Origin of the sequence: Nocardioides sp. NPDC023903 (genome assembly GCF_040639295.1) — a bacterium.
Classification (GTDB): domain Bacteria; phylum Actinomycetota; class Actinomycetes; order Propionibacteriales; family Nocardioidaceae; genus Nocardioides.
This window is the reverse complement of the sequence record NZ_JBEZZS010000011.1, coordinates 79688-101546: the sequence shown is the minus strand read 5'-3', so window position 1 is coordinate 101546 and position 21859 is coordinate 79688. Positions and strand designations below refer to the sequence as shown.

At 68.0% G+C, this 21859-nt stretch carries 24 protein-coding genes and 1 pseudogene; 10 read left to right on the top strand and 15 right to left on the bottom strand.

The window, feature by feature from the left end; translation table 11 throughout:
- Nucleotides 1–6: 6 nt before the first annotated feature.
- The 3 genes from AB0F44_RS14210 to AB0F44_RS14200 form a co-directional block, all read right to left on the bottom strand.
- Nucleotides 7–681, bottom strand: a complete 675-nt coding sequence (locus tag AB0F44_RS14210) for a DUF6766 family protein (protein WP_357356374.1) — start codon at nucleotides 679–681, stop codon at nucleotides 7–9.
- A 94-nt stretch (nucleotides 682–775) separates the two neighbouring features.
- Nucleotides 776–1171, bottom strand: a complete 396-nt coding sequence (locus AB0F44_RS14205) for a hypothetical protein (protein ID WP_357356372.1) — start codon at nucleotides 1169–1171, stop codon at nucleotides 776–778.
- Nucleotides 1172–1180: 9 nt separating this feature from the next.
- Nucleotides 1181–1735 (bottom strand): DNA starvation/stationary phase protection protein, encoded by a 555-nt coding sequence (locus AB0F44_RS14200; RefSeq protein ID WP_141805601.1) that lies wholly within the window; start codon nucleotides 1733–1735, stop codon nucleotides 1181–1183.
- Between the two features lie 65 nt (nucleotides 1736–1800).
- Between AB0F44_RS14200 and AB0F44_RS14195 the strand changes: the two genes are divergently transcribed.
- Nucleotides 1801–2262 carry a DUF3817 domain-containing protein gene (locus AB0F44_RS14195; protein ID WP_357356369.1) on the top strand — a complete coding sequence of 154 codons (462 nt, stop codon included), beginning with the start codon at nucleotides 1801–1803 and terminating at the stop codon, nucleotides 2260–2262.
- 25 nt (nucleotides 2263–2287) lie between these two features.
- Here AB0F44_RS14195 and AB0F44_RS14190 read toward each other — a convergent pair whose 3' ends face one another.
- A complete protein-coding gene (locus tag AB0F44_RS14190) occupies nucleotides 2288–2722 on the bottom strand; it encodes a helix-turn-helix domain-containing protein (protein ID WP_357356367.1) in 435 nt (144 codons plus the stop codon).
- 101 nt (nucleotides 2723–2823) lie between these two features.
- On the opposite strand from AB0F44_RS14190, the gene AB0F44_RS14185 reads away from it, so the two are divergent.
- From AB0F44_RS14185 to AB0F44_RS14170, 4 genes are all read left to right on the top strand, one after another.
- The gene (locus AB0F44_RS14185) at nucleotides 2824–3519 is read left to right on the top strand and encodes an SDR family oxidoreductase (protein WP_357356365.1); all 696 of its coding nucleotides are present in this window, start codon (nucleotides 2824–2826) and stop codon (nucleotides 3517–3519) included.
- A 20-nt stretch (nucleotides 3520–3539) separates the two neighbouring features.
- The gene (locus AB0F44_RS14180) at nucleotides 3540–4331 is read left to right on the top strand and encodes a thioesterase family protein (protein WP_357356363.1); all 792 of its coding nucleotides are present in this window, start codon (nucleotides 3540–3542) and stop codon (nucleotides 4329–4331) included.
- Between the two features lie 71 nt (nucleotides 4332–4402).
- Nucleotides 4403–5569 carry an acetyl-CoA C-acyltransferase gene (locus tag AB0F44_RS14175; RefSeq protein ID WP_357356361.1) on the top strand — a complete coding sequence of 389 codons (1167 nt, stop codon included), beginning with the start codon at nucleotides 4403–4405 and terminating at the stop codon, nucleotides 5567–5569.
- Between the two features lie 6 nt (nucleotides 5570–5575).
- On the top strand, nucleotides 5576–6121 hold the full coding sequence (locus AB0F44_RS14170) for a PaaI family thioesterase (protein WP_357356359.1): 546 nt from the start codon (nucleotides 5576–5578) through the stop codon (nucleotides 6119–6121).
- 19 nt (nucleotides 6122–6140) lie between these two features.
- Here AB0F44_RS14170 and AB0F44_RS14165 read toward each other — a convergent pair whose 3' ends face one another.
- Nucleotides 6141–6695: a hemerythrin domain-containing protein gene (locus AB0F44_RS14165; protein WP_357356357.1), complete on the bottom strand. Its 555-nt coding sequence runs from the start codon at nucleotides 6693–6695 to the stop codon at nucleotides 6141–6143.
- Nucleotides 6696–6779: 84 nt separating this feature from the next.
- Nucleotides 6780–7178 (bottom strand): DUF5709 domain-containing protein, encoded by a 399-nt coding sequence (locus AB0F44_RS14160; RefSeq protein WP_357356355.1) that lies wholly within the window; start codon nucleotides 7176–7178, stop codon nucleotides 6780–6782.
- Between the two features lie 120 nt (nucleotides 7179–7298).
- Between AB0F44_RS14160 and AB0F44_RS14155 the strand changes: the two genes are divergently transcribed.
- Nucleotides 7299–8579, top strand: a complete 1281-nt coding sequence (locus AB0F44_RS14155; protein ID WP_357356353.1) for a cation:proton antiporter — start codon at nucleotides 7299–7301, stop codon at nucleotides 8577–8579.
- A gap of 16 nt (nucleotides 8580–8595) precedes the next feature.
- On the opposite strand, the gene AB0F44_RS14150 is transcribed toward AB0F44_RS14155, so the two are convergent.
- The 4 genes from AB0F44_RS14150 to AB0F44_RS14135 all read right to left on the bottom strand — a co-directional run bounded on the left by AB0F44_RS14150 (nucleotide 8596) and on the right by AB0F44_RS14135 (nucleotide 10822).
- Nucleotides 8596–8841: a hypothetical protein gene (locus AB0F44_RS14150; protein WP_357356351.1), complete on the bottom strand. Its 246-nt coding sequence runs from the start codon at nucleotides 8839–8841 to the stop codon at nucleotides 8596–8598.
- Between the two features lie 28 nt (nucleotides 8842–8869).
- Complete coding sequence (locus tag AB0F44_RS14145) at nucleotides 8870–9439, bottom strand: ABATE domain-containing protein (RefSeq protein ID WP_357356349.1); 570 nt, start codon at nucleotides 9437–9439, stop codon at nucleotides 8870–8872.
- 21 nt (nucleotides 9440–9460) lie between these two features.
- Nucleotides 9461–10069, bottom strand: coding sequence for a pyridoxamine 5'-phosphate oxidase family protein (locus AB0F44_RS14140; protein ID WP_357356347.1), 609 nt, complete (start codon nucleotides 10067–10069; stop codon nucleotides 9461–9463).
- A gap of 117 nt (nucleotides 10070–10186) precedes the next feature.
- Nucleotides 10187–10822 (bottom strand): isochorismatase family protein, encoded by a 636-nt coding sequence (locus tag AB0F44_RS14135; RefSeq protein ID WP_357356345.1) that lies wholly within the window; start codon nucleotides 10820–10822, stop codon nucleotides 10187–10189.
- Nucleotides 10823–10931: 109 nt separating this feature from the next.
- On the opposite strand from AB0F44_RS14135, the pseudogene AB0F44_RS14130 reads away from it, so the two are divergent.
- A pseudogene (locus tag AB0F44_RS14130) lies at nucleotides 10932–11804 on the top strand (helix-turn-helix domain-containing protein); the annotation flags it as partial.
- A gap of 47 nt (nucleotides 11805–11851) precedes the next feature.
- Here the strand turns inward: AB0F44_RS14130 and AB0F44_RS14125 are convergent.
- The 3 genes from AB0F44_RS14125 to AB0F44_RS14115 form a co-directional block, all read right to left on the bottom strand.
- Complete coding sequence (locus tag AB0F44_RS14125; protein WP_357356343.1) at nucleotides 11852–14176, bottom strand: FdhF/YdeP family oxidoreductase; 2325 nt, start codon at nucleotides 14174–14176, stop codon at nucleotides 11852–11854.
- 25 nt (nucleotides 14177–14201) lie between these two features.
- Complete coding sequence (locus tag AB0F44_RS14120; RefSeq protein ID WP_357356341.1) at nucleotides 14202–15974, bottom strand: BCCT family transporter; 1773 nt, start codon at nucleotides 15972–15974, stop codon at nucleotides 14202–14204.
- Nucleotides 15975–16104: 130 nt separating this feature from the next.
- A complete protein-coding gene (locus tag AB0F44_RS14115) occupies nucleotides 16105–16635 on the bottom strand; it encodes a RidA family protein (RefSeq protein WP_357356339.1) in 531 nt (176 codons plus the stop codon).
- Between the two features lie 62 nt (nucleotides 16636–16697).
- Between AB0F44_RS14115 and AB0F44_RS14110 the strand changes: the two genes are divergently transcribed.
- The 3 genes from AB0F44_RS14110 (at nucleotide 16698) to AB0F44_RS14100 (ending at nucleotide 19269) form a co-directional block, all read left to right on the top strand.
- Nucleotides 16698–17288, top strand: coding sequence for an aminodeoxychorismate/anthranilate synthase component II (locus AB0F44_RS14110; protein ID WP_357356337.1), 591 nt, complete (start codon nucleotides 16698–16700; stop codon nucleotides 17286–17288).
- Between the two features lie 23 nt (nucleotides 17289–17311).
- Nucleotides 17312–18532 (top strand): anthranilate synthase component I family protein, encoded by a 1221-nt coding sequence (locus AB0F44_RS14105; RefSeq protein ID WP_357356335.1) that lies wholly within the window; start codon nucleotides 17312–17314, stop codon nucleotides 18530–18532.
- A gap of 62 nt (nucleotides 18533–18594) precedes the next feature.
- A complete protein-coding gene (locus AB0F44_RS14100; RefSeq protein WP_357356333.1) occupies nucleotides 18595–19269 on the top strand; it encodes a GntR family transcriptional regulator in 675 nt (224 codons plus the stop codon).
- 14 nt (nucleotides 19270–19283) lie between these two features.
- Here AB0F44_RS14100 and AB0F44_RS14095 read toward each other — a convergent pair whose 3' ends face one another.
- The gene (locus AB0F44_RS14095) at nucleotides 19284–20450 is read right to left on the bottom strand and encodes a hybrid-cluster NAD(P)-dependent oxidoreductase (protein ID WP_357356331.1); all 1167 of its coding nucleotides are present in this window, start codon (nucleotides 20448–20450) and stop codon (nucleotides 19284–19286) included.
- A gap of 19 nt (nucleotides 20451–20469) precedes the next feature.
- Nucleotides 20470–21720 carry an aromatic ring-hydroxylating dioxygenase subunit alpha gene (locus AB0F44_RS14090; protein ID WP_357356329.1) on the bottom strand — a complete coding sequence of 417 codons (1251 nt, stop codon included), beginning with the start codon at nucleotides 21718–21720 and terminating at the stop codon, nucleotides 20470–20472.
- Nucleotides 21721–21859 lie beyond the last annotated feature (139 nt).

The following is a 21859-nucleotide window of genomic DNA, read 5'->3' as shown; positions in this document are numbered from 1 at the left end:
CCCGGGTCAGCCCTCGATCCCGGTGGTGTCGTGGGAGGAACCCACCGGCTTGCTCTCGGGTGATCCGCGTTGCCTGAGGTAGATCGAGAGGACGGCCATGGAGCCGACCGCCAGGAACTCCGACTGCCAGTTCTGAAGGGTGCGCGCCCAGAAGTCCGAGTGCGTCAGATAGGACGCCCAAGAGATCGGGTCGCGGAGCTGTCGCAGCCTGGACTCGTTGTACGAAGCCCACCCCGCCACCGACTGGACCAGCCAGGACAGCAGGAAGATAGCCCCCATGGTGATGCCGAGAGACCGGGAGTAGAGCGCGGTCCGCAGACCGCCGGCCCGGGCCAGCTTGGGCGAGTCAGGACGGGCGTACGCTCCGACCTTCTGCCTCTCGTCGGACTCCTGACCGGCGTCCTCGAGCGGCTTGGACTCCGGGGAGCCCCGCTGCACCCACCAGACGGTCAGCATGACGTAGAGCAGGAACTGGAGATACTCGCTCTGCCAGTTCTCCGTCACGTCCACGGCGAAGCTCGCCGAGGTCAGATAGCCGCCCAGCGTGATCTGGTGGAGACCGTCGGCGAACAGCTCGTCGTTGAGCTGGTGCCAGCCGGCGATGGCCTGACCGGCGAGGCTGGCCAGGAAGAGCGCCCCGAAAGCGAGGCTCAGTGAGTTCTCTCTGAGGAACCGGCGCATCGAGGCTCCTCACCCGTGCCTCAGCGCGAGGACGAACGTGTAGATCAGTCCGATACCGATGACCGCCAGGTAGGCGACGTACATGACTCGCATCTCAGCCTCCGTGCAGGGCGCAGTCGTAGGGCTTGGGCTGCTGCGGCGTACAGCCGGCCGCGAACATCCGCCAGCCGTCGGCGAACCGGGTCAGGAACAGGGTCTCGCCCTGGTAGCGCACCTCGGCCATGGTCCCGAAGACGTCCACATCGTCCGGGGCACCCGGAGCGGACAGATCCTCCTCGGCCAGCGCGCCGTCGCAGGGCAACTTGGCGGCGGACTCCAGCTCGGATCTCGTCTCCGGGGCCAGCAGCGCGCACGCCTGAGCCCAGTCCTGGGCGTCGACCGCTTCATAGAAGGTGGCGGCGCTGTCGCGCACCGCCTCGTCCTGTCCCGAGCCGCATCCGGTGAGGACCATCGGGAGGAGCAGCGCCAACGCCGTGAACCACCACCGCATGCGGACCCCTCAGTCGTGGGCGGCTCGTGCCGCGCCCGCCTCCGTGGCCTCACCGCTGGTCTGCAGCTGGCCGCCCTGGTCCTCGAGGTGGGCGCGTACGAACCAGTGGAAGAGCTCGAGCTGCTCGGTCTGACCGATCAGGATGTCCTGGGTCACCAGGTCGATGTCGTCGAGGGTCTTGATCGCCTCTCGGTAGGAGCCGATCACGCCCTGATAGGTGACGTCGAGGGCGGCGAGGTGCTCCTGGGTGGTGGCCCGGCCGATGCTGTAGTCGTTCCACTCCCGCTCCTCGACCAGAGCGCCCGGGGTGCCTCGCGGGGCACCGCCCAGGGTCGCGATGCGCTCGGCGAGCGCGTCTGCCATCGCGCGTACCGCGTCGACCTGCGGGTCGATCATCTGGTGAACCGCGATGAAGTGGGGTCCCACGACGTTCCAGTGCACGTGCTTGAGGGTGAGCTGGAGGTCGTTCGTCGCATGAAGGCGCGACTGCAGCAGGCCGATGGTCGTCCGCGCAGCATCCTCGTCGAGGCCCGGGATCGTGTAGTGCAGCTTGTCGGTCGTCATGTCGCAAGCGGTACCCATAGCCGCCCGATTCATACAAGTACACGGGTGCGAATAAACTTCTCCGCGTGTCCGCACTTCTGAGCTCGCCGTCTCGTGTCTACCGGATCGTCGCCACCGCCGAGGCGGTGACCTGGGCCGGGCTGCTCAGCGGCATGTTCCTGAAGTACGTCACCAAGACGACCGAGCTGGGAGTCAGCATCTTCGGGATGCTGCACGGGATCGTGTTCATCACCTACTGCGTGACCACGATCGTGATCGCGATCGACCAGCGCTGGTCGCTCGGCCGGCTCGTCGCCGGTCTCGCCTCCTCGATCCCGCCGTTCCTCACGCTCTGGTTCGAGCGCTACGCCGAGCGCCGCGGCCTGCTCGCCCCGGCGTGGCGACTGATCGACGAGTCCCCCACCCGCTCGCTCGAGCGTCCGCTCGCGTGGCTACTCCGCAACCCGGTCCGCGGCCTGGCCGCCGGCCTCGCGAGCGTCGCCGCGATGACCGTGGTCGCCCTCATCGCCGGGCCGCCGGTCGGCTGAGTCCTGGCCGCACCGCGCGGCCGAATCAGTGCGCGGCGTCTGCGATCTGGACCTCGCCGCGGCGTACGACCTCCCCGCAGGCCTTGCAGGCCAGCACGGGGTGAAACTCCGAGCCACAGGAGTGCTCGAACCTGGCCGGTGGGCCGTCCTCGCCGGCCAGGTGACGATCGCCGAACTCGCGCATCGTCTCGATGATCGGCGCGAGCGAGCGCCCGAGGTCGGTCAGGTGGTACTCGAACCTCGGCGGGCGCTGCTCGTACTGGACCCGGGTCACCAGTCCGTGGGCCTCGAGCCTGCGTAGGCGGTCGGTGAGGATGTCGCGCGGGCCGCCCGTGAACCGGGCGATCTCCTCGAACCGGCGACTCCCGAGAAACAGCTCGCGAACGACGAGCAGGGTCCATTTGGAGCCGACGAGCTCGAGCGTCCGCGCCACCGAGCACTCACGTACCTGCGTCATCATGGTTCGATCCTAATCGAGTTGGAAAACCAAACCAACCCGAGTACGTTGGAAAAACCAACTCATCACGGAGCGGCGCCCGCGCCGTCGAACAGGAGAACCACATGCCCACTCTCGCGAACGCGGTCGTCCTGGTGACCGGAGCGAACGGCGGCCTCGGCACCCACTTCGTCAACCAGGCGCTGGAGCGCGGCGCCGCCAAGGTGTACGCCGCGGCCCGCAAGCCCCGCGATTGGAACGACCCGCGCATCGTGCCGCTGAGGCTCGACGTGACCGACCACGACTCGGTCACCGAGGCTGCTGCGGCAGCTGGAGACGTCACTGTCGTCATCAACAACGCCGGTGCCTCCAACGGCGCCAGCGTGACCGGTGACCTGGGCGCGGCGCGCGACCTCTTCGAGACCAACTTCTGGGGAGCGCTCGACGTCACCAACGCCTTCCTCCCGTCGCTGCGCGCCAGCAAGGGGGTCGTGGTCAACGTGCTCTCGGTCCTGAGCTGGTACGGCGTCGGCGACGCCTACAGCGCCACCAAGGCCGCCCTGTGGTCGGCGACCAACACCCAGCGCCTCGCGCTGGCGGGTGACGGCATCCATGTCGCGTCGCTGCACCTGGGCTACACCGACACCCCGATGACGGCCGGCATCACCGACCCGAAGAACGATCCGGCCGACGTGGTCCGCAGTGCCTACGACGGCCTCGAGGCCGACGCGTACGAGATCATCGCCGACCAGATCAGCGCCGACGTCAAGGCCGGCCTCGCCCAGCCGATCGAGGCGCTCTACCCGCAGCTGGCCCGCTGAGCCACGCACAGGAGACGCTGATGACCCTCGAGTTCGACGCCTTCTACCTGCCGACCGACGAGGACGGAACGTACGAGTCGACCGCGGCGACGGCCAGCCCCTGGGACCAGTCGTTGCAGCATGGCGGCCCTGCCGCTGCCCTGCTGGCCCGGGCGATCGAGTCCGTACGCTCCGACCCGGCCCTGTCCATCGCCCGATTCACGGCCGACATGCTCGGCGGCATTCCTCAGGGGACCATGCGCGTCGAGGCGAACGTCGTGCGGCCGGGTCGTCGGGTCGAGCTCATCGAGGCCTCGCTGTGGGCAGGCGACCGGCTCGCCGTCAAGGCGAGCGCCTGGCTGATCCGGTCCACGCCCGGGTCGACCCGCGATCACTGGCGTGAGGAGAAGGTTCCCGCCATCCCGGCGGCCTCCTCCGAGCGCTTCTTCGACGGAGTCAGCCCGGACTGGGGCTACGGCCGTGCCATCGACTGGCGGTTCATCAGCGGGGGTTACGAACCCGGTCCGGCGACGGTCTGGGCGCGCCTGCGCGTCCCGCTGGTCGCCGGTGAGCAGGCCTCCCCGGTGCAGCGTCTCCTCACCCTGGCCGACTCCACCAACGGCCTGTCCGGCTCCCTGCCGATGAGCTCGTGGTACTTCATCCCACCGACCGTGACCGTCACCATCGAGCGACCGCCCGTGAACGAGTGGATGCTGCTCGACGCCCGCAGCACCATCGGCCCGGACGGTATCGGCCTGGCTCAGGGCGACATGGCCGACGAGCACGGCACCTTCGCCAAGGTCGCGCAACCTCTGATGGTCGCGCCTCGCTGAGCCCCGCTCCAGCACGTTCGCCGTTCCGACCCGACTCGCAACCCACCGCTTGAACGAGAAAGAGGACCACCATGCCGAACGCCTTCATCGTCGACGCCGTCCGTACGCCCGTAGCCAAGGGCAAGCCCGGCGGCGCCTACTCCGAGATCCACGCCGTCGATCTCCATGCGCACACGCTCGCCGCGCTGGTCGAGCGCACCGGCATCGACCCGGCCGTCGTCGATGATGTGATCAGCGGCGCGGTCGGACAGGTCGGCGAGCAGTCGGGCAACACCGCCCGCTGGGCCCTGCTCGGCGCCGGATTCCCGGAGTCGGTTCCCGGCGTCACCGTCGACCGGCAGTGCGGCAGCTCGCAGCAGGCGCTCCACTTCGCCGCGCAGGGCGTGATCGCCGGCGCGTACGACGTGGCCATCGCCTCCGGCGTGGAGTCGATGAGCCGCGTTCCGATGGGGTCGCAGTTCGCGGGCAAGGACTTCTACGGCAGCAAGGTGAACGCCCGCTACGACGGTGGCCTGGTCCTCCAGGGCATCTCGGCCGAGCTGATCGCCAACAAGTGGGACCTCTCCCGCGCCGAGCTGGACGAGTTCGCGGCGGAGTCGCACCAGCGGGCCGCGGCGGCGTGGAAGAACGGACACTTCGACTCGCAGGTCACCTACGTCAACGACCTGCGCGTCGACGAGACGATCCGCCCGTCGTCCACGGCCGAGTCGCTCTCGGGTCTTCGACTGGCCTTCAAGGACGAGGACTCCGTGGCCAGGTTCCCCGACATCGACTGGCGCGTCACGGCCGGCAACAGCTCGCCCATCAACGACGGTTCCGCCGCGCTTCTGGTCGCCTCCGAGGAGGCCGCCGCGCGCCTCGGTCTGACCCCGAGGGCACGGGTCCACTCCTTCGCGGTCGCCGGAGACGACCCGATCTTCATGCTCACCGGCATCATCCCGGCGACCCAGAAGGTGCTGGCCCGCGCCGGACTCTCCATCGACGACATCGACGCCTTCGAGGTCAACGAGGCATTCGCCTCCGTCGTACTCGCCTGGCAGAAGGAGACCGGTGCCGACCTCGCCAAGGTCAACATCAACGGCGGGGCCATCGCCATCGGGCACCCGCTGGGCGGGTCCGGCGCCCGGCTGATGACCACGCTGCTGAACAACCTGGAGCAGACCGGCGGCCGCTACGGGCTGCAGGTCATGTGCGAGGCCGGCGGACTGGCGAACGCCACGATCATCGAGCGGATCTGAGCGGCCATGACCCAGGACACGACCCAGGACACGACCCAGAACACGAGCTCCGAGCAGCCCCGAGCCGTGCGCGAACGCACCTACTCATGGGCCGACCCACAACTCTTCGCCACCGCCGCCCGGGAGCTCGACGGGCTCGACTTCTTCAAGCAGCTGGGAGACAGCGAACTCCCGCCGCCGCCGATCAACGCGACCCTCGGCATGGCCCTGGTCGAGGTCAGCGACGGCCGGGCCGTCTTCGAGCTCACGCCCGAGGAATGGCACTACAACCCGATCGGCACCGTGCACGGCGGCATCCTGGCGACCCTCGCCGACTCGGCTCTCGGGTGTGCGGTCCACACCAAGCTGAAGGCGGGCACCGGCTACACGTCCCTCGACCTGACCATCAAGTTCACCCGCGCAGCCACGCTCGACAGCGGCACCCTCACCTGCGTGGGACGCGTCGTGACCATCGGGCGCCGCGCCGCGACCGCCGAGGCCGAGATCACCGACAAGACAGGTCGCGTCATCGGTCACGCGATCGCGACCTGCCTCATCATGTCGGGGAGCTGACCGCTTCCGCGGCCGTACGTCAGCTGTCGGCGTGCTGATCGAGCGTGCGCTTCAGGTCCTCCTTGCCCTTGTCCCCGACGGGGATGTCGGCGTTGGCGGCCTGGCGGCGCAGCTCGTCACGGCTGATGTCCTGGGGCATCTCGCCGAGATGCTCCTGCCGGCTCTTCAGGAAGGCCTTGCCCAGCTCGGCGCGACGGGCATCGTCGAGACGGTCGCGAATGCCCGGCAGCACGGTGCTCTCCTCCTCCTCGACGTGATGGGAGACCGCCTCGACCACCTCCGCCAGCTTGTCGCCGTACTCCGTTGAATAGGGGTCGCACTCGCTGAGCTCGGCGAGGAGGCGGTCTGCCAGCAGGTGCTCCTCCTGGCTGTGCGCGACGTCCTCCGCCTCCCCCGCCTCGTCCCGGGCGACCGGGTAGACCTCGGCCTCCTCGGCGCGGCTGTGTGCGGCCAGGAGGGTCACCAAGATCGGGGTCAGCCCGGCACGTACGTCCGGATCTCGCTGAAGCTTCTCGAACAGGCTCTCCACCTCGCGGTGGTCCTGCATGATCAGGTCGGTCACGTCTTCGGACACGGCAGCTCTCCTCTGTGTTGAAAGGGATCCGGCGTTGGAAGGGATCCGGCGTCCACCGGTACCCCCGAAGACGCAGAATCAGCCTCAGTCAGGGGGCTCGTCGACGACGTGCACGGCCGCTTCCTCGGCCGAGGCGCCGGCCCCGTCGATGCCCTCGTCGTGCCCGATGAGCTTCCCCTCGTCGTCCTCGCGCACGCCCTCGTCGGGGCTGGTGAGCCGACCGGCACGTGCCTCGCCCACCTCCCCGGTCACCGGCCCATCGAGGATGTCGGCGTCGGCCTCGGCCTCGGCCTCCTCCCAGACCTCCGGCTCCTCCTGAGCGCGCCGTTCGTCGATGGTCTCCCCCTCGATCTCCTCCCGCGGCGTCACGCCCTTCGCGGTGACACCGCGCGGCCGCTCGGGCGGCGAATAGCCCTCGTCCAGGACATCGTCGACACCACGGTCGTCGAGGGTGTCCTCCGGCTGAAGCTGCTCTTCACTCATGACTCGACCGGTAACCCCCGACACGACCTCCCATGCTCCGCGAGTCGGTTGGTTCGTACGTAACCTGGTTCAGGGAGGCCGTGCTCGACCTGCAACGCGACGAATCGGGGCGACGTAGCTATGACTGCCGACCTTGCCTACGTGGTGATCGGCGCCAGCCTGTTGCTGGCCATCGTGCTTCCCGACCTCCTCAACCGGTGGGCGATCTCGGCTCCGATGGTGTTGGTCGGTGTCGGGATGCTGATCGGGCTCACGCCGCTCCCCGACGGTCTGCCGCTTGACCCGCAGACCAATCGGGTCGCGATCGAGCACGCCTCCGAGCTGGTCATCATCGTGGCTCTGATGGGGGTCGGCCTGGCGCTGGACCGGCCGCTCGAGCTCCGCGATCCGAGGACCTGGCGCCGGTGGTCGTCGACCTGGCGGCTGCTGGCGATCGGGATGCCGATCACCATCGCCGCCATCGCGCTTCTCGGGTGGGCTGCCGGACTGGCACCGGCTGTGGCGATACTCCTGGGCGCGGCGCTGGCGCCCACCGACCCGGTGCTCGCCTCCGACGTACAGGTGGCCGGCCCACAGACCGGTGACCACGAGGTCGATGAGCGCGACGAGCTCCGGTTCACCCTCACCTCGGAGGCGGGTCTGAACGACGGCCTCGCCTTCCCGTTCGTGTACGTGGCGATCCTGCTCGCCACCGAAGGAGCCGTCTCGAACTGGGCGCTGGAATGGGTCGGCTTCTATCTGCTGGCCAAGATCGTGATCGGCGTCCTCGCCGGGCTGGTGGTGGGGAAGGTCCTCGCCTACATCGCCTTCCGGTCCAGCAGCCGGTCTCTGCGCGTGGCCGAACGGGGTGAGTCGCTGCTCGCCCTCGCGGCTCTGATCGGGTCGTACGGCGTCGGCGAGGTTCTCGGCGGCTACGGGTTCCTCTCCGTCTTCGTCTGCGCCATGGCCTTCCGTTCGGCCGAGCGCTCACACGACTACCACGCAGCCATGCACGAGGTGGCCGAGCGGCTCGAGCGCCTGCTGACTCTCTTCGTCCTGCTCGTCCTCGGGATCGCGCTCACGCGGGGCCTGCTCGAGGCTCTCGACTGGCGTGGGATCGCCATCGGGCTGGCGCTGATCCTGGTGGTGCGTCCAGCGGCGGGGATCCTGGCCCTGGCGCCGTGGCCGGGCCGGGGAGGGCGCACCTCGCCCCTCACCCGGCACCAACGCTGGGCCACGGCGTTCTTCGGTGTCCGCGGGGTCGGGTCCATCTACTACCTCGCCTACGCCGCGGGGCAGGACGAGGCGCTGGCTCAGGACTGGTTGTGGTCGACGGTCGCCTTCACCGTCGTCGCCTCGGTGCTGATCCACGGAGTGCTCGCCACCCCGGTGATGGCACGCGTCGATCCCGTCCGGGGATGACGACGAGGTTCGTACGTCAGGCAGGGCCGCCTTCGCCGCTGTCGGCGGCGAGCAGGTCGACGTCGACGTCCTCCTGACGCGAGATCCGGTCCGTCACGAGCTCCTGCTGCTCCTCGGTGAGGGTCACCCCGGTCTCGTGCAACGCCTTGGCCAGCTCGTCCCGGATGGTTCCCTCGGGCGCGGTCTCCTGCCATGCGTTCACTCGTTCGACCACACCCTGAAGTGCCTGTACGCGAGCTTCGTCCTGGTTCATCTCAGTCATCTGCTCGCGGTACCCGACCCGGTCGAGGTCATGCAGGGTCGCGCTTGCGCTGGTAGTGCCGTGCGACGCGGGCACGGTTGCCGCACTCCGCCGAGCACCACTCCCGCCGGGAATGGCTTCGGTGGAAGTAGAGGACGCACCCGGGCCCGCCGCAGGCCCGCAGCCCTTGGCCGGCCAGCAGGTCTGCCCCCTCGAGCGCCAGCGCGGCGAGCTCCCGCCGGAAGGGGCTGGCGCCGTCCTCCTGCCAACCGCGGCTGAAACCCTGACCCTCGTGGCGCAGCACCGGCGTGCAGTCCGCCAGGAAGCTGTTCGTCACGGCCACCGCCGTCTCGATTTCGACGTCCGCACTCACCGCTCCTCGGCGATCATCGTGGGTTGCGTCGGCGGCGAGTCGGCGCAGCGCGTCCCGGAGCTCTCTGGCCAGGGCGAGGTCGGACTCGTCGAGTTGACCGTCGCCGATGCCCGCCCGCTCCGCCCACAGCTGCAAGTGACCGAGCGTCTCGAGCGAGTCATGCACGCTGGTTCGGTCGGCCCAGACGGTGTTCATCAGACGTACCGCCTTCGGCTGCGTCAGATAGAGGACAGGTACGTCGTCCATCGCAACCTCCTCATCCGGCATCTAGGAACGCGCCTCGGCGAGCTCGGCCTCGAGCCGCGCGACCTGTCCGGCCAGCTCCTCCACCGTGTTCCTCACCACGTCCAGCGGCACCAGCTTCGGGATGTGCTGGCGACAGTTCCAGTCCAGCGCCTCGATCTCGATCAGCACGGCGCGTTCCACCTTCGCGTTGTAGTCCGGAGGGACGAGCGAAGCGACCAGCGCGGCATCGTCCTCAGGCTCGACGACGCGCGCTCGCCCGAAGATCTTCATCCGGGCCTGGTGCAGGTAGTCGATGAGGAAGAGGGACACCCGCTCGTCGTGGTCCACGTTGCCCCGAGTGATGTACTGCCGGTTCCCGCGGAAGTCCGCGAACCCCAGTGTCTGCTCATCGAGCACCCGGAGGAAGCCGGGCGGCCCGCCACGGTGCTGGACGTACGGCCAGCCGGTCTCGCTGACCGACGCGATGAAGAAGCTGTCCCGCGACTGGATGAAGTCCGCCTCATCGGCGCCGAGACGATCGGAGCCGTCCCCGGAGGCAGCCATCCGGGCGTACGCGTCGGCGCTCCCGTGGGCGGCTTGGTGACTGGTCACGAGCGGCGTGAAAGCCACCTGTGCGTAGTGCCCGGTCATGCGGTGTTCCTCTCGTCGAGGGCCGCCCGAGCGGCTGTGGTTCTAATGCTTATGAAGGTAAGAAGCATTAGAACCGCAGCGGTATTCCCGTCGACAGGAGACTTCTCCGATCAGCGGTCAGCCGGCAAAGGCGGCGCGGCCCTGCATGGCGGAGGGGCCGAGGTCGCTCTTGGCGAGCGGCTTCTGGTCAGCCACCGCTTCCGTCCAGGCCTCGGTGCTGGCGACGGCGGCGAAGTTGGAGTGCAGGAGGACGAGCAGGGTCTGGTGGAGCTGGTCGGCCGAGACCTTGCCGGCCTCGTTGGCCAGGTGGATGGCACCGCTCGCGTCGGAGAGGATCTCGGCGGCCAGGCCGAGCTCCTCGGCACTCACCGCCGTGGCGATGTCGCAGTTGTTGGTCATGAAGCCGACGATGGTGATGGTGTCGACACCCTGCTCTGCCAGCCACTCGGCGACGTCGGTGCCCGCGAAGACGCTGCTCTTGTCCTTGGTCACTCGCTTCCAGGACGGCTTGAGGCGCCGCTCGATCTCGGAGTGCAGAGACCAGCTGGGGCTCCCGACAGCGAAGACCGGAGCGTCCTCGGGCAGCTCGTGCCGGACGACGACCACGGGAAGGTCCTCGCGGTCGGCGACATCGAGCGCGGCCACGATGTTGGCGAGCGCCTGCTCCCGGTCCGGGGACTGGATCTGCAGGATCCCGTCGAAGTACTCCTGCTGGACATCGACGACGATCAGGGCGCGGCGGGGCGTGGTCATGGCTGGATTCCTCTGTTCGGGGTGGCGTTGGCCTTCCCCTTCACTCTGGCCGATCCTCGGCGGTATCGTGAGTGGCACAAATGACGACTTACGATGAGATCGGGCCAGGATGCGCATCGCCGTACACGCCTTCGACGGCATCACCATGTTCCACCTCGCCGCACCCTTGATGGTCTTCGGCGAGGTCGGCCGCCTGGGCCTGGCCGAGGGGTGGGATCCCGTGGTGTGGACCGAGAACGGGCGCGGCGTACGAACGGCCGAGGGGCTGCGAGTCGACGACGTCGCGGGCCCCGATGTCGTCGAGGACGCGGAGCTCGTGGTCCTGCCGTCGTGGCCGAGCGACCTCCCGCCAGCCAGTGCCGCCCTGACCGGCAGGATCCGCGCAGCGCAGACGCGGGGCAGTCGAGTCGCAGGCCTGTGCCTCGGTGCGTTCCCCGTGGTCGACAGCGGCGTCCTCGACGGAAGAGATGCCGTCACCCACTGGGGCGCGGTCGACGAGCTGGCCCGCCGGCGCCCGGCCGTCACTGTCACTCCGGCAGCGCTCTACCGCGACCACGGCGACGTACTCACCTCAGCCGGCACCGCATCAGCCATCGACGCCTGCCTGTCGATCGTACGCACGCACCTCGGCTCCACCGCGGCAGCCACCGTGGCCCGCCACCTCGTGGTCGCACCCCACCGCGAGGGCGACCAGGCCCAGTACGTCGACCGCCCGATGCCCGAGTCAGGAGGCGTGGGCGACCTAGGACCGACGATCGACTGGGCCCTCGCCCACCTCGACGAACGACTCCACGTCGACGACCTAGCAGCCCACGCCCGGATGAGCCGGCGCAACTTCACCCGCCGCTTCGCCGAGGTCACCGGGACCACACCCGCGCGCTGGGTCCTGACTCGCCGCCTCGACGAAGCGCGCCGTCTTCTCGAGACCACGACCTGGCCCATCACCCGCATCGCCGAGGCGTGCGGGTTCAGCAGTGCCGTGACGTTCCGGCAGAACTTCGCCACGGCGTTCGCAACGACGCCCACCTCCTACCGCAGGCGGTTCGCCCCCTCTGCCGATGCGGCGATCTCTAAGCGCACCACGACGCCCTTCGAGGTCGGGGTGTTGCTGCCCTCGGCAACGCTGTCGAGCGGCACGAGCACGTTGGTCTCCGGATAGTACGCAGCCGCCGAACCCCGGCTCGCCGGATAGGCGACGAGCGTGAACCCGGGGGCGCGCCGCTCGACACCGTCCTCCCAGACCCCGACGATGTCGACGCGGTCACCGTCGGCCAGACCCAGCTCGGCGATGTCGGCCGGGTTGACCATCACGATGCGGCGGGCGTTGTGAATGCCGCGGTAACGGTCGTCCATGGCGTACGGGATGGTGTTCCACTGATCGTGCGAGCGCAGCGTCTGCAGGATCAGATGACCCGGCGGGGCCTGCAACCACGTCAGGTCGTTGCGCGTGAAGACGGCCTTGCCGCTGGGCGTGCGATAGACACCGGAGTTGACCGGGTTCGGGAGAACGAAGCCGGTCGGATTCTTGATCCGCTCGTTGAAGTCCTCGAACCCCGGCACCACTCGGGCGATCCGATCGCGGATCCGGCCGTAGTCCGCCTCGAAGTCCGCCCAGCGGATGCCGTACCGGCCGCCGATCGTGGCCTGCGCCAGGCGCGAGATGATCGCGACCTCGCTGAGGAGATGCTCCGAGGCGGGCTGGAGCTTGCCGCGGGTGCCGTGCACTGAGCTCATCGAGTCCTCGACGGTGACGAACTGCTCACCACTGGACTGGACGTCGATGTCGCTGCGGCCCAGCGTGGGCAGGATCAGCGCGGTCTCCCCGACCACGGTGTGCGAGCGGTTCAGCTTGGTGGAGACCTGGACCGTCAAGCGGCAGTTCCTCAACGCGGCCTCGGCGACGTCGCTGTCCGAGATCGCCCGGACGAAGTTGCCGGCCACGCCCACGAAGACCTTCGCCTTCCCGTCCCGCATCGCCCGGACACCGTCCACCGAGTCATACCCGTGCTTGCGTGGTGGGTCGAACCTGAACTCGGCGCCCAGTGCGTCGAGGAAGGAGTCGGGCATCTTCTCCCAGATGCCCATCGTCCGGTCGCCCTGCACATTGGAGTGACCCCGGACCGGGCAGACCCCGGCCCCGGGCTTGCCGATGTTGCCCCGCAGCATGAGGAAGTTGACCACCTCGCGGATCGTCGGCACACCGTGCTTGTGCTGGGTCAGCCCCATCGCCCAGCAGACGATGACCGAGCGGCTGGCCAGCACCTGCTCGTGGACCGCCTCGATCTCCTCGCGGGTCAGGCCGGTCGCCTCGAGCGCAGTCTCCCAGGTGATCGTGCGGGCGTGCTCGGCGAAGGCGTAGAACCCGGTCGTGTACTCCGCGATGTACTCCCAGTCCAGCACACCTCCACCCTCGGCCCGGTCGGTCTCGAGCAGCCGACGGTTGAGCATCTGGAACAGCGCGAGGTCGCCGCCTGGGCGGATCTGCAGGAACTGATCCGCGATCTGGGTGCCGCGACCCACCACTCCGCGGGCCTTCTGCGGGTTCTTGAACCGCATCAGTCCCGCCTCGGGCAGCGTGTTGACCGCGATCACCTTGCCGCCCCGCTGTTTGGTCTCCTCCAGCGCCGACAGCATCCGCGGATGGTTCGTGCCCGGGTTCTGGCCAACCACGAACACCAGGTCCGCGCTGTAGATGTCATCGAGCTGGACGCTGCCCTTGCCGATCCCCAGCGTCTCGTTGAGCGCCGAGCCGCTCGACTCATGACACATGTTGGAGCAGTCGGGCAGGTTGTTGGTGCCGTACGCGCGGGCGAAGAGCTGGAGCAGGAACGCGGCCTCGTTGTTGAGCCGGCCGGAGACGTAGAACATCGCCTCGTCGGGAGAGTTCAGGCCGTTGAGCTCCTGAGCGATGGTGTGGAACGCGTCCTCCCAGGTGATCGGCTCATAGTGCGTCGCACCTGGCCGCTTGACCATCGGCTCTGTCAGCCGGCCCTGCTGGTTGAGCCAGTAGTCCGACTTCCCGTCCAGCTCCGAGACCGGGTGACGCGCGAAGAACTCGCGCGTCACCCGGCGCGACGTCGCCTCGTCGGCGATGTGCTTCGCACCGTTCTCGCAGTACTCGTTCCGGTGCCGGCGACCCGGCTCGGGCCACGCACACCCCGGGCAGTCCATCCCGTCGGCCTGGTTGAGGTTCAACAGCGTCAACGCCGTACGCCGCACCGATGTCTGCGTCAGCGAATACTCGATCGCCTTCCGCACCGCCGGCACGCCGGCGGCCCAGGTCTTCGGCTCGGTGACGCTGAGTGCGTCCACCGGTTCTTCCACGGCGTACGAGCCGTTAGCGTCTTGTTTCACCTCAACCGTTCCTTCGCGACTCGAGCTAGCTGGCCGACAACTCGGTGTCCTCGTCATCGGCCGATTCGTCGGCGGGCGCATCGGGATCACGGGAGACCTTGATGACGAAGTCGTCACCGTGCTCCGAGACCCCGTAGACGACGGCCTGCTCGACGGCCCTCGAGGCGTACTGGGCACGCACGACCAGCGGGTCCTCCCGAAGATCCTTCACCAGGGACACGCACAACGCGATCATGACCAGCACGAACGGGACCGCCGCGACGATCGTGATCGTCTGCAGCCCGCTCAGCGCGTCGGAGCCGCCGACCAGGAGCATCACTGCAGCAACGGCACCCGTGGCGACGCCCCAGAAGATCACCGTCGGCCTGCCCGGCTCGATGGAGCCGCGCTCGGAGAGCGTGGCCATCACGATCGATGCCGCGTCCGCGCCCGAGACGAAGAAGAGCGCGACCAGGATCATGACCACCACGCTCGCCACGGTGGCCAGCGGGAAGGACTCGAGGGTCGTGAACAGCTGGGTCTCCACGCCACCCGCGCCGCCGATGTCCACACCCTTCTGCTGCAGGTCGATGGCCGCGCCGCCGAAGACCGCGAACCAGACCAGGCTCACCAGCGACGGGACTAGGAGCACACCGGTCACGAACTGGCGAATGGTGCGGCCGCGCGAGATCCGGGCGATGAACATGCCGACGAACGGAGTCCACGAGAGCCACCAGGCCCAGTAGAAGACGGTCCAGCCCGAGAGCCAGGCGGCGGTCTCGGATCCCTCGGCCGAGGTACGCGCCGACATCATCGCAACCTCCTGGAAGTAGCTTCCGACGGTGGTCGGGATCAGGCTGAGGATGAACACGGTCGGACCGACCAGGAAGACGAACAGGGCGAGCCCGACGGCGAGCACCATGTTGATGTTCGAGAGCCACTGGATCCCCTTGGCGACACCCGAGACCGCCGAGAAGACGAACGCGACCGTGAGCACGGCGATGATGGCGACCAGGATGCCGTTGCCCGTCGTACCGAGCCCGCCGACGATCTCGAGTCCGCTGCGGATCTGAAGAGCGCCCAGGCCGAGCGAGGCGGCCGACCCGAAGAGCGTCGCGAAGATCGCGAGCATGTCGATGACCTTCCCGCCGGCGCCGTGCGCGTGACGCCCGAGGAGAGGCTCGAAGACCGAGCTGATGAGCAGGCCCCGGCCCTTCCGGAAGACGCTGTACGCGATCGCGAGCCCGACCAGGGCATAGATCGCCCACGGGTGGATCCCCCAGTGGAAGAGGGTCGTGGCCATGGCGGTCTGGATCTTCTCGGACTCACCATCTCCCACCGAGCCCGGCGGAGGTGTGATGTAGTGGCTGATCGGCTCGCTGACGCCGTAGAAGATCAGGCCGATCCCCATTCCGGCGCTGAACATCATCGTGATCCACGAGACCGTACGGAACTCCGGCTCCTCGCCGTCGCGGCCGAGCGGGATGTTCCCGAACTTGCCGAACGCGAGCCACAGTACGAAGCCGACGAAGGTCGATGCCGCGGTGACGAAGAGCCAGCCCAGGTTGGCCATCACCCAGGACAACGACTTCCCCGAGACCGACGCCAGCGACTCCGTGCTGACGAATCCCCAGACCAGGAAGCCGATCGCGATGACCGCGGTCACGCCGAAGACGACGCGATCAAGACCGCCGGCATCCTTGGCGGGCTCCTCAGGAGGACAGTCGAGGGCCGGATGGGTCGGGCTTCCGTTCTGGCCGACAGATTTGTGGCGCGGCGCTACCGGTGAAAGGTCTCCGCTACGTGCAGATGATCTCATGACGCACTCCGATCAAGAGCTCTTGGGATGAGCAGCATCTGTCGGTGCCAGAGAGGCTCCGGGTGGCGGCACTACAGTGGGGCGCTACGCGGCCAGACGCTGATATACTAGTTACCTTATATGTGATGCATCACACAAGGCAAGGGTCGATCTCGACGACGAGCTCGAGCTCGACCGGGGCATCCAGAGGCAGGGCCGAGACCCCTACCACGGAGCGCGCATGTCGCCCCGAATCGCCGAACACCCGGCCGAGAAGCTCCGAGGCACCATTGGCGACCAGGGCCTGCTCCGCGAAAAGGGTGCCGGAGGCGACGTACACGACGACCTTGACGACTCGCTTCACCTGCCCGAGATCACCGATCTCCGACTTGATCGCGGCGAGCGCGTTGAGCACGCACCATTGCGCGCAGGCCTGACCGTCGGTGACACCAAGTGCGTCACCGACCCTGCCCGTGGCGAGGAGCTCGCCTTCCCGGATCGGCAGCTGGCCAGAGGTGAAGACGAGCGTTCCCACGCGCACCGCGGGAACAGGAGCCACAACAGGCGCGACCTCACGAACGGACAGGCCGAGCTCGGCCAGCACCACGTCCTGCTGCGACGCAGCCACGCTGAGCCCCCGGGGGCTCAGCAGGCGCAGCACCCGGCCCGCACGATCCGTCATACCCTGAGGCTATCACTGATATACTAGTTGTCGTTAGTGTGAATTTTAGAGAGCTGGCGCACATGCACGACATTGCTCCGCGGGTCGTGGTCGTCGACCACTACGACTCCTACACCTGGAATCTCGTCCACCTGATCGCCGGTGTCACGGGAGCACTCCCGGCAGTGGTCCAGCACGACACGACGACCGCCGACCACGTGCTCGGGTTCGACTACGCCGTCCTCTCCCCCGGCCCGGGGCACCCGGCGAATCCTGGCGACTTCGCCGTCGGCGGCGAGGTGCTCCGCGCAGGAACGGTTCCTGTGCTGGGTGTGTGTCTCGGCATGCAGGGCGTCGTGACCACCTACGGAGGGCGGGTCGACCGGCTTCCACCCGCACACGGCGACGTGGCGCGGGTCCGGCACCGGGGCGACCAGCTGTTCGCCGGCGTACCCTCCTCCTTCTCCGCGGTGCGCTATCACTCCCTCGCCGCGACGAGCATCCCGCCGGAGCTCCAGGTCATCGCCGAGACGGAAGGCGATGGAGATGACCCGGTGGTGATGGCCGTACGCCACCGGTCACTTCCACACGTCGGCGTGCAGTTCCATCCCGAGTCGATCCTGAGCGAGCACGGAGCCGCGCTGATCGCGAACTTCCTCTCGGCCACGAGATGACCGCCGAGGAGCGGTTCGCCGAGATGGCGAACACGCAGCCCCGCTGCTTCTGGCTGGACGCAGGGCCCGGGCAGACCTCCCGGTCGATCATGGGAGCCTTGCGCGACGACGACACCTCCCTCACCTACGACGCCGGGCGAGGTGAGGTGCTTCGACACCGCGGCGGAGATGTCAGCCTGGTGGGCACGGACATCTTCACCGTCCTCGGGGACGAGCTCACCCGCACGCCCGAGGATGAGATCTGGGTCGGCTACTTCGGCTACGCATGTCGTCCGGACCTGCCGGCCCGGATCAGTCGCGCCGGCGACTCGGCGATGCCTGACGCGATCTGGATGCGCACCCGCAACGCGATGATCGTCGACCGGCCGCCCGCGCACCCGGCCCGCGCCGCCGCACGTGTCTTCCCTGCCCAGTCCGCGAGCGCCGCCCCGACCGCCTACACGCGAGCGTTCGACGAGGTGCAGCGGGAGCTGCAGGCCGGCAACACCTACGAGGTGAATCTGACGCACCGGATCGAGGTGCAGGACCCCATCGACCCGGCCGTCGCATACCTGCGTCTTCGCGAGCTCAACCCGGCTCCGTACGCCGGCTTCATCCAGCATCACGACTTTCGGCTGCTCAGCTCATCACCCGAGCGCTACGCCACGATCGACCAGCACCGTCAGATCGAGACCCGGCCGATCAAGGGCACCACCCCGCGCGGCACGTGCGCCGACGAGGACGAGGAACTGCGCCGGGACCTGGCAACGAACCCCAGGTTCCGGGCCGAGAACCTGATGATCGTCGACCTCCTCCGCAACGACCTGGCGATGGTGTGCGACCCCGGCTCGGTGACGGTTCCATCGTTGATGGCGGTGGAGTCCTACGCCTCGGTGCACCAGCTCGTGACGACCGTGCGCGGCCGGCTGCGTGACGACGTCACCGGCATCGAGGCGCTGCGCTCCCTCTTTCCGACCGGCTCGATGACGGGTGCCCCGAAGCTGCGGACCATGGAGATCATCCGAAGCGTGGAGACCACCCCGCGCGGCGTCTACTCCGGCGCCTTCGGATGGATCGCACCTGACGGCCAGGCTGATCTCGGTGTCGTGATCAGGAGCCTCACCACCACAGGCAACGGCACCTGGGAGCTCGGCACCGGAGGCGGAATCACAGTCCGATCGACCGCGCAGGACGAGTACGCCGAGTCGGGCTGGAAGGCGGAGAGACTGCTGCGGGTGTTCGGCACGCCATTGGCCCGTGACTGATGTATCAGACTAAGATGGTAAAAAGCGAACAGATCGGAACAGACAAGTGGGGCTCGAGCTCAATGACGGTTGACGAGATTCTGGCAGCAACGGAGCATCCTCCCGCCACCTCGCTCGCCGAGCAGGCCTACCTGTACATCCGTGAGCGCCTGGTGATGCTCGACATCCGCCCGGGGGCGCCGATCAACGACGGCCAGATCGCAGAGGCGATCGGCATGGGGCGTACCCCTGTCCGCGAAGCGATCAAACGCCTCGAGGCCGATCACCTGGTCCACTCCTTTCCGCGCCGCGGCACCTTCGCCACGACCATCGACGCGACCGAGCTCAGCGCCATCGCCGAGATCCGGCGCCAGCTCGCCCCGTACGCCGCCCGCGCGGCCGCGGAACGCGCGACGACACAGCAACGTGAGCAGATGCGCGCCCTCGCAGCCCAGATCGGCAAGGGGAAGCTGGGCGACGGAGATCGCACCTCCCTGATGCGCGTCGACAAGGCGGCGCACGGCCTGATCTACCAGTCGAGCGGCAATGCCCACCTCGAGGACATCCTGATCAGGTACGACAACCTCGCCATCAGGATCTGGTGGATGGTGATCGATCGCCTGCCCGACCTGGCCCACCACGTCCTCGAGCAGGCCCAGCTCCTCAACGCGGTCGCAGACGGTGATGCCGACCGCGCCGAGAAGCTCACCCTCGAGCACATCGGCAGCTTCGAGAGCGAGATCCGCCAGGTTCTCTGACGCCTCCGTACCCCTCAGCAGTCCAGCTGGATGTCACCCAGAGGCTTCGAGCAGCAGATCAGTACCTTCTGGTTGGCGATCTCCTTGGGCCGGATGCCGCCGTTGTGCTGCATGTCGACCTCCCCGGAGAGCATCGACACCTTGCAGGTCCCGCACATGCCCTGACCGCAGGCCGCCATCGGCCGCATGCCGGCCGCCACCGCCGCCTCCAGGATGGTCTCGTCCGGACCGCAGGTGATCATCCGGCCGCTGCGCGCGAACTCGACCGAGAACCCGGCTCCGGCCTCCTCCTCGGAATCCTGCTCGACCGGCGGTGCCGCCGTCGGAGCAGGGACCGCGGGAGCGCCGAAGTCGAAGCTCTCCTCGTGGTACTTCTCCATGTCGTAGTCGAGCTCTTCGAGCAGCGACTTCGCCGCCGCCATGTAGCCCGCCGGACCGCAGATGAACGTCTCACGCTCGTTGAGGTCAGGGGCCAGGATCTCGAGCACCGGCTTGGAGATGCGACCCTGCAGCCCCATCCATCGCTCGGTGGGGGCATCGCCCTCGCAGATCTCCACCACTCGCAGGTTGGGCATCAGGCGTGCCATCGCCTCGAGCTCGCCGCGGTAGATGATGTCGGCCGGCGTACGCGCGCTGTGCACGAAGAGGATGTCCGCCTCAGAGCCGAGGTCGTACAGCGTCCTCGTCATCGACAGCACGGGGGTGATGCCGCTGCCGGCCGAGAGGAAGAGGTACTTCGGCGCGTCCTCCTCCGGCAGGACGAACGCACCTGCCGGGGCGTGCATCGAGATCCAAGCCCCGGGCTCGAGGTTGTCGTGGAGCCAGTTCGAGACCACGCCGTCGGGGACCCGCTTGACCGTGATGGCCAGCCGGTCGGGCCTGGTCGGCGGCGAGGCGATCGTGTAGCAACGGGTCATCAGCTCGCCGTCGATCTCGACCCGGATGGTGATGAACTGGCCCGCCTCGAAGTCGAAGGGACGTCGCTCGGGCGTCGTGAAGACGAAGGTCTTCACGTCGTGGGTGACCGCCAGAACCTGGCTGCACACCAGGTCCATCACGTCGCTCTCGGCCCAACAGGGCTCCAGCATCCGCCGACTGCGCACGGGCGCCGGGCGGCCGTTCTGCAGACCGAACGAGTTGGGCTCCGACACCTTGGGGATGTCGGTCTCCATGATGGTCATGTTTCCTCCCGAACTCCGGCTAGGCACTGGCTTGGATGCGTTGGACGTACCAGGTGACGAAGGCATCGACTTCACCCTCGACCACGGAGTACGGACCAGGTACGTAGCCCGGGTCCGCCACTCCTCGCTGCGTGCCCTCGACCAGGACACGGTCCTGGTCGTTGGTGGCACGCCAGACGGAGGTGAGCGACTCGACCGAGTAGTCGACCCCTTCGACAGCCTCCGGGTTCACCAACCAGGTCGTCCGGACCAGCGTCCGGTCGACCGCCAGCGGGATCACCGAGAAGACGACAGCGTGGTCACCGAGGAAGTGGAACCACGAGTTGGGCTGCATGTGCAGCGACAGGTCTCCGAACCTGGGGTCCTCGATGGAGCCCATCAGCTTCGCGCAGAGCTGCTGCCCGTCAGGACCGAACGAGGCCCCTGCGCCGTCGAGCGGCAGGTGCGAGAGCTGGAAAGCCGTCGTACGACCCTCGAGCTCGCAGCGCTCCTCGTGCGGGAAGCCGATCGCGTCGCGGGCCTTCTCCAGCTCCGCCTGCGCGTCCTGATAGCGCTCGAAGACCGACTGCATGCGCGGTGGCACGTCCGCGGCTTCGTAGCGGCTGATCGGGAAGTACGCCGTCACCAGCTCCGGGTGGGAGGCGTCGCAGTGGTGGCACTCCCGGTTGTTCTCCATCACCAGCTTCCAGTTGCCCTCCTCGACGATGTCGGTCTGGTGGGCGACCTTCGCCGAGGCGAGCGAGTATGGCTTCAGGTAGGGCTCGATGAACTCGCTGACCTCGTCGAAGTCGGTCGGCGGCTCGTCGGAGAGGCAGAGGAAGATCAGGCCGCCGACCGCTCGGGCGTTCACCGGCTTGAGCCCGAACTTGTCGTACTCGAACGTGTCCGCCTGCGACTCGGCGAAGATGAGGCTGCCGTCGACGCGGTAGGTCCACTGGTGGTAGGGACACACGATGTTGCCGATCGAGCCGCACGCGGACTCGAGCAGTCGTGATCCACGGTGCCGGCACACGTTCCTGAAGGCGCGAACGTTCTCGTCGTCGTCTCGAACGACGATCACGGAGTGGGCGCCGACATCGATGGTGACGTAGTCACCCGGGTCCGGGATCTCCGCCTCGGCGACAGCGAAGATCCAGTGCTGACCGAAGATGACGTCGAGATCCTGCTCGTAGATCTCCGAGCTGGTGTAGAAGGGCGCCTCCAGGCTGTAGCCGGATGCTCGCCTGTCCGCCAGGGACGCCAGCTCCACCGGCGTCGTTTCGATGCTCATACGCGTCACGTTGATGTCTCCCACGCTCAAACCGGGCAGATTCCGGGTTCAGATACGGCGGTCCGCCAGACGGCGGTTGTTTCACTCTGCACAACTACTGCGTAGCGTGAAACGATTCTGCCGCGCCAAAGAAGACGCT